The sequence below is a fragment of the Thermanaeromonas sp. genome, from assembly GCF_021890735.1.
GTDB lineage: Bacteria > Bacillota > DSM-521 > Neomoorellales > Neomoorellaceae > Thermanaeromonas.
In genome coordinates this window covers 1-6129 of sequence record NZ_JAKKUR010000091.1, presented here as the reverse complement: position 1 = coordinate 6129, position 6129 = coordinate 1, and the positions used below count along the sequence as shown (strand labels likewise).

General features: G+C 49.9%; 9 protein-coding genes. 5 read left to right on the top strand and 4 right to left on the bottom strand.

Annotated elements, in window-relative coordinates; all coding sequences use genetic code 11:
- Nucleotides 1-193 precede the first annotated feature (193 nt).
- From L5656_RS10055 to L5656_RS10045, 3 genes are all read right to left on the bottom strand, one after another.
- The gene (locus L5656_RS10055; protein WP_297202560.1) at nucleotides 194-766 is read right to left on the bottom strand and encodes a manganese catalase family protein; all 573 of its coding nucleotides are present in this window, start codon (nucleotides 764-766) and stop codon (nucleotides 194-196) included.
- Nucleotides 767-834: 68 nt separating this feature from the next.
- A complete protein-coding gene (locus L5656_RS10050) occupies nucleotides 835-1092 on the bottom strand; it encodes a spore coat protein CotJB (RefSeq protein ID WP_297202558.1) in 258 nt (85 codons plus the stop codon).
- 20 nt (nucleotides 1093-1112) lie between these two features.
- The gene (locus tag L5656_RS10045) at nucleotides 1113-1268 is read right to left on the bottom strand and encodes a spore coat associated protein CotJA (RefSeq protein WP_297202556.1); all 156 of its coding nucleotides are present in this window, start codon (nucleotides 1266-1268) and stop codon (nucleotides 1113-1115) included.
- Between the two features lie 193 nt (nucleotides 1269-1461).
- Between L5656_RS10045 and L5656_RS10040 the strand changes: the two genes are divergently transcribed.
- Nucleotides 1462-1671 (top strand): dodecin family protein, encoded by a 210-nt coding sequence (locus tag L5656_RS10040; protein ID WP_297202554.1) that lies wholly within the window; start codon nucleotides 1462-1464, stop codon nucleotides 1669-1671.
- 66 nt (nucleotides 1672-1737) lie between these two features.
- Here L5656_RS10040 and L5656_RS10035 read toward each other — a convergent pair whose 3' ends face one another.
- Nucleotides 1738-2931 carry a pyridoxal phosphate-dependent aminotransferase gene (locus L5656_RS10035; protein WP_297202552.1) on the bottom strand — a complete coding sequence of 398 codons (1194 nt, stop codon included), beginning with the start codon at nucleotides 2929-2931 and terminating at the stop codon, nucleotides 1738-1740.
- A 154-nt stretch (nucleotides 2932-3085) separates the two neighbouring features.
- Between L5656_RS10035 and L5656_RS10030 the strand changes: the two genes are divergently transcribed.
- The 4 genes from L5656_RS10030 to L5656_RS10015 all read left to right on the top strand — a co-directional run.
- Nucleotides 3086-4183, top strand: coding sequence for a DUF362 domain-containing protein (locus L5656_RS10030; RefSeq protein ID WP_297202551.1), 1098 nt, complete (start codon nucleotides 3086-3088; stop codon nucleotides 4181-4183).
- A 15-nt stretch (nucleotides 4184-4198) separates the two neighbouring features.
- Nucleotides 4199-4879 carry a TorD/DmsD family molecular chaperone gene (locus L5656_RS10025; protein WP_297202549.1) on the top strand — a complete coding sequence of 227 codons (681 nt, stop codon included), beginning with the start codon at nucleotides 4199-4201 and terminating at the stop codon, nucleotides 4877-4879.
- A 43-nt stretch (nucleotides 4880-4922) separates the two neighbouring features.
- The gene (gene spoVAC, locus L5656_RS10020) at nucleotides 4923-5438 is read left to right on the top strand and encodes a stage V sporulation protein AC (protein WP_297202547.1); all 516 of its coding nucleotides are present in this window, start codon (nucleotides 4923-4925) and stop codon (nucleotides 5436-5438) included.
- Nucleotides 5439-5450: 12 nt separating this feature from the next.
- On the top strand, nucleotides 5451-6129 hold a 679-nt coding region (locus tag L5656_RS10015), incomplete at its 3' end, for a stage V sporulation protein AD (RefSeq protein WP_297202545.1).

The window sequence follows — 6129 nt, the reverse complement described above, 5'->3', positions numbered from 1 at the left end:
GGCCCAATGAGATTTCTGGTCGACATGTGTACGGGCGGTAAATTGGCGGTTAGGCTCGAGGAAAGGGGTTATGATGTAGCTCAGGTAAGGAAGGCGGATTCCTCCATAAACGACGGATGGGGTCAAAAAAAGCCCCGGAGCGGGGCTTTAGCACCTAAGGGTAATCTTATTCACCTAGCATTAGCTTCGGGCTTTAATAATATTTCTTTCTTTCCATGTATTCGTACACCAGATTTAACGTTTCCCCGAAGCGCTGGAAGTGTACAACTTCCCTTTCCCTCAGGAACCTTAGCACATCGGTGACGTCAGGATCGTCGGAAAGGTTGATAAGCAGCTCGTATGTTGCACGGGCTTTTTGTTCGGCAGCAAGGTTTTCATAAAGGTCAGCAATGGGGTCGCCTTTGGACTGAATATAGCTGGCCGTCCACGGTGCGCCCTCAGGATTGACGAAGTACAGGGCCCGGTCATGGTCGGCGTAATAGCCGTCCAACCCAGCGCGTTTAATTTCTTCTAAAGGAGCATCTTTGATTAAGTTATATACCAGTGCGGCGATAATTTCCATGTGAGCCAGTTCTTCGGTGCCGATGTCCGTTAGAACGGCCTTGGCCTGGGGTATGGGCATGGTATAACGCTGGGTAAGGTAACGTAGTGAGGCACCTAATTCCCCATCCGGCCCGCCATACTGGGTTATGATATTTTTAGCCAGCCGGGGGTTAGGCCTGCTCACCCTAACCGGATATTGGAGTTTCTTTTCGTATATCCACATCGTTCCTGATTCCTCCTTAGATGAGAATCAATATTCGGACTCCAAAGATGACGATTATTAGCGGCTACCTAAAAAGTGATCTCCCAAGGCCAGGGATCTTCTACCCATCTCCAGGATCCGGGGCTCGGGGTGGTACCGTAGTTGGTGAGCGGCCCGTAGCGGCTTTCATACTCCTGTTTTAGCTGGGCCAGTTTCCGGGCAGCTTGGTTAAATTCTTCTAGAGCCTTCATATCCTGGGGGTGGGTATCTAAATATAGATTGAATTCTAAGGCCGTGAATTCCAGGGCCATGATTTGCTCAAGAAGTTTTCGACGGTCGTAATCCATGGGAAAGCCTCCTTCCTGAGTTAGCGTGCTGTAGGATGATAGGGCATGTAAAGCTCTGGGAAAATAGTGCCCTTTCTCAGACCTTCTAGAGGGTCCCATTTTTCGGTGTATCTTTGCCACGGGATATAGGCCCGGGCTAGTTCCCAATTGAATCCTTGAGCCTGAGCCTCATTCATATAGATTACCTCCTTTGCCTGTAATTTTCCTGGCTACTTTATATTATGTAACCGCCCAGGAAAAGTGAGCCTCTCGTGTAAGAATATCCTAATACAGGATGGAGTTTACAAATAAGAAGGAAAATAGGAAGACATATTTAAAGAAGGAGGGGATACAATAGACTTTAGAGTAAATTAGAAAGGGGGAGATTTCTTGCACGTAAAGGTAATAGAATTGGTAGGCGAATCTCCATCCAACTGGAAAGATGCCGTACAAGCGGCGGTGGCTGAAGCCTCTAAGGAGATCCCCAACATTTCCGGAGTAGAGGTCTTGAACCTGACGGCCAATGTAAAGAACGGAAAACTCACCGAATTTAAGGCTAACGTAAAAATCGCTTATGCTGATAACCCTGCGGACCTATAAGTTAGTTCCATCCAAGTAAATTAGCCCCGGGCCGTTTTCCCGGGGCTTATTTTACATTGCATGCAATTACGAAACTTCGTGGCAAAATTCGGCTAGGCGCTTCAGGCCAGCCTCAATTTGTTCCCTTGAAGTAGCATAAGACAGGCGCAAGTAGTTATCGTTTCCGAAGGCGATACCGGGCACTACTGCTACATGGAAGTGTTGGAGAAGGGCGGCAGCGATGTCTGTGGAAGAGTTTAGGGATTGGCCTTTGAATTTTTTACCCAAGAGACCTGAGACATTGGGGAATAAATAAAAAGCTCCGCCGGGTCTGGTACACGTTATTCCGGGCAGGGCTTGCAACTCCTCAAGCATAAGATTACGGCGTACCTCGAACTCTTGCCTCATTCTTTCTACGGGTTCCTGACTGCCGGTAAGGGCGGCAAGTGCTGCTTTCTGGGCGATGGAAGTAGGATTAGAAGTGGAGTGACTTTGGAGGTCGGCCATGGCCTGGGCTACCGGTAATGGGGCGGCAGCAAAACCTATCCTCCAGCCTGTCATGGCATAGGCTTTGGACACGCCGTCTATAAGGATAGTGCGCTCTTTCATTTCGCGACCCAAGGAGGCAATACTTACGTGCTTTAAACCGTCATAAATAAGGGCGGCATAGATTTCGTCAGAGATGACCCAGAGGTTGTGCTCTAAAATGACTTCTGCCAGTTCTTCCAGCTCTTTTTTATCGTACACCGTTCCGGTAGGGTTACAAGGCGAGTTAAGGATAAGTAACTTGGTGCGGGGGGTCAAAACCTCTTTGAGAGCAGCTTTCGTAAGCTTAAATTCCGTAGCCTCGTCGGTTTCTACCACTACAGGCCGGGCACCGGCGAGTTTCACTTGTTCGTAATAGCTCACCCAGTAAGGAGCCACTAAAACAACTTCATCTCCCTCCTCACAACAAACCTGGAGGGCATTATACAGTGAGTGCTTCGCACCGCAGGAGACCACGATTTCTTTTGGGCTATATTCTACCCCGCGCTCCCGGCTGAGCTTTTCGGCCACGGCTTGACGCAGCTCGTCTATACCCGGCACCGGGGTGTATTTGGTAAATCCTGCTTCTAGGGCCTCTACGGCTGCTTTTTTTATGTGTTCAGGGGTGTCGAAATCGGGCTCGCCGGCACTAAAGTTTATCACCTTGACCCCTTGAGCTTTCATCTTTTTGGCCTGGGCATCGATGGAGAGGGTGGGGGAAGGGCTGATAGAAGTTGCCCGGGTAGCTAATTTCAATGGATATCCCTCCTACGTTGTGGATAGGCCTTTGGGCCATGAGAGTTTCTTTTACCAGTTGGTATTTTAACATATCTTGTTTTCCATTGACATGTATACATGTAAAGGGATAATAGAGGTTGGAGCAGAGTAAGTGCAGGGCTCGGGTGGTTTCATGGATGTAAGGGAATTTGCCAGCTTTCTAGTGGGGAAAGTGACTTTGCGGAAGGAACTTTGTGTGAGGAGCCTGTCTCCTCGCGCTTCTTGCCGGCGCTGTGTAGAGAGCTGTCCTTTGGATAGTATAGAGATAACTGAAAAGGGTCCACAGATTGCCGATTGCAATCGTTGCGGCCTGTGTGCCGCCGCGTGTCCTACGGGAGCTCTTAAGGATCCCGAAAGAACCCCGGCTTTTTTCTTGGCCAGGGGAAGGGAAATATTAAAACATTATGAGGAAGTTATATTTTTTTGCCTCCGCTTGCCGCCTCGCATCCGTCAGGATAAGACACCTAATGCGGTTTTCGTCCCTTGTTTAGGTGCCCTTATCCCGGAGGTTTTGCTGGCGCTGGCCACAGAAGGCAAGGTATTACTTGTGCTTCCCCGGGAAGGATGTGCTGGGTGTGCTTTAGAGAAAGGCCGGAGTATTTATGAAAACACATTATTCCTCGTAAATAAGATGCTAGAAGCCCTACAATTTTCGCCTGAAAGGATAAGAGTTACTTCAGAAGTCCCGCCCTTGCGGGTTAAAAGCCTTAGTAAAGCCTCCGGAGAGGCAGCCATGGGTAGGAGGGAATTTTTTGCGGCCTTGTTTCGGGGCATTAACAGAGGGGTAATACAAGAAAACTCAGGGCAGGGTAATATACCCGCTTCGCGCAGGCAGATTTTAGACCAAGTATTAGAAGATGTAGAAAAAGCCAAAGGCTCCTTACGAAAAGATAAAGACTGGCCCCAGGCCGGCCTTAAGGTAGCGGGACCGTGCTATTTCTGTAATGTTTGTAGCCGCCTGTGCCCAACTGGTGCACTTACCTTGCAGGAGGAAAAACTTCTTTTTAGTCCTGCCCTTTGCTTATCATGCGGTCTATGTATAGACGTATGCCTCCACGGTAGCCTTTCATGGGGGGATAAAATAAGTTTAAATTCCTTGGTTACAAAAGAAAGACAAGAGCTCACCATAGCCGGCATCAGGGAGTGTGTAAACTGCGGGGAGAAATTTTCAGGCAATACTTACGCCCGATTATGCCTCCGCTGCCTGTTACAAAAGGGCTTGATACAGTAAAGGAGGGACCCCAATATGGAGCACCAAGGCACCGAGCAAGAAATTTTACAGGAATGGCTTAAAGGCAGGGAAATAATTTACCGCCTCCTGGCCCGCCTTTACCGTGAAAGCCCCGGCCAGGATGTCATTAAAGCCTTATTGGCAGAGGATACCCTAGCCCAACTGGCCCAGGGAGAAGCCAATGAGGAAAGCCGCAGAGGATGCCAAATGATGGATGAGGAATTAAAATCCCAGAAAGAAAACCTTAAAGCATTTGAAGCGAAATTACGACAGGACTTCACGCGTCTTTTCGTGGGCCCCGGAGGTATTAAAGCACCGCCTTGGGAATCTGTGTACCGCTCCCGGGAGCGCTTGCTCTTTGGTGAGGAGACCTTAGCCGTACGGAAGTTTTACCAATCATTTGGGGTAAGTATTAAAAATCTATATCGCGAGCCCGACGACCATTTAAGCTTGGAACTTGAGTTCATGTCCTGGTTATGTGCCAGAGCTTTGGAAGAGTTGCCCCGAGGAGAGTGGAAGCTCTACCTTGAAGGACAAAAACGATTTTTGCGTGAACACCTCCTTGAGTGGGTACCCGCCTTTACTAAAGATATGGAGAATAACGCTGAAACAGCTTTCTTCCGGGGGCTGGCCAGCTTCACCCGCGGTTTCCTCCTTCAGGACTTGGAGGAAGTGCAGGCTGTTTTAGATGCATAAACCCAAGGGGTTCCAGCCCATAATATAGCCTGAGGTGAAAAGAATGGCCGACCAGACGAAGCAACCTGGGCCACCTAAGAAACCCCTGACCTTGGCGGAGCAGATAAGTAAGCAGCGCCAGGAATATGAGCAGCAGGTTTATCAAAAGCTCGTAGAACAAGTAAAGCCCAAACCTAAGGTTCTGGTCAACGCTTTAAACGCCTTCTGGGTTGGAGGATCTATCTGCGCACTCGGCCAGCTTATAACCTTGGCCTTTAGAAGTGGGGGTTTTTCTCCCCAGGATGCTGCCAACGCCACAACTATGGTTATGGTTTTTTTAGGGGCTTTATTGACGGGCCTAGGGATCTACGATCAGATCGGCAAATTTGCCGGGGCAGGTTCTATCATTCCCATCACCGGTTTTGCCAACTCCATCGTTTCTCCGGCCCTGGAATTTAAGAGAGAAGGATTTGTATTCGGTGTAGGGGCTCGCCTTTTTATGGTGGCCGGTCCGGTCATCATTTACGGGCTGGTGACCTCGGTGATAGTCGGATTAATCGCTTATCTTGCAGGCTCTTAGAGGTGAAGCCAGGTGAGTCCGGCTACCAAAAGGGTAGGGAAACATACCATTCAGTTTGCCAATCCCCCTGTGGTGGTGGCTACGGCCTCGGTAGTAGGTCCCAAAGAAGGAGAAGGGCCTTTAGGTAACACCTTCGACATGGTTATAACCGACACCTACTTCGGAGAAGAAAGCTGGGAGAAGGCCGAACGCAAGATGCTGGAGGAGGCCGTTAAAATGGTCATCGCCAAGGCCAAATTGCAGTGGCAGGACATAGACTACCTCTTGGCCGGTGACCTCTTAAACCAGACCATTTCGGCTAACTATACGGCCCGCAACTTAGGTATCCCCTTCCTCGGCCTGTACGGGGCTTGCTCCACCATGTATGAAGGCATGGCCTTGGCCAGTATCCTCATAGACGGGGGTTTCGCCACCCATGTAGTGGCAGCGTGCAGCAGCCATTATGACACTGCCGAGCGTCAGTACCGGTATCCTACGGAACAAGGTGTCCAGAAACCTCTTACTGCCCAGTGGACGGTAACGGGAGCCGGTGCAGTATTGCTCGCACCTGCCGGTAACGGTCCCCGGATCACCCACGCCACCATAGGGCGGGTTTTGGACATGGGTATAAAGGATCCGCAGGATATGGGTTCGGCCATGGCTCCTGCTGCCGTGGACACGTTGGTTCGCCATTTTCAAGATACCGGGCGGA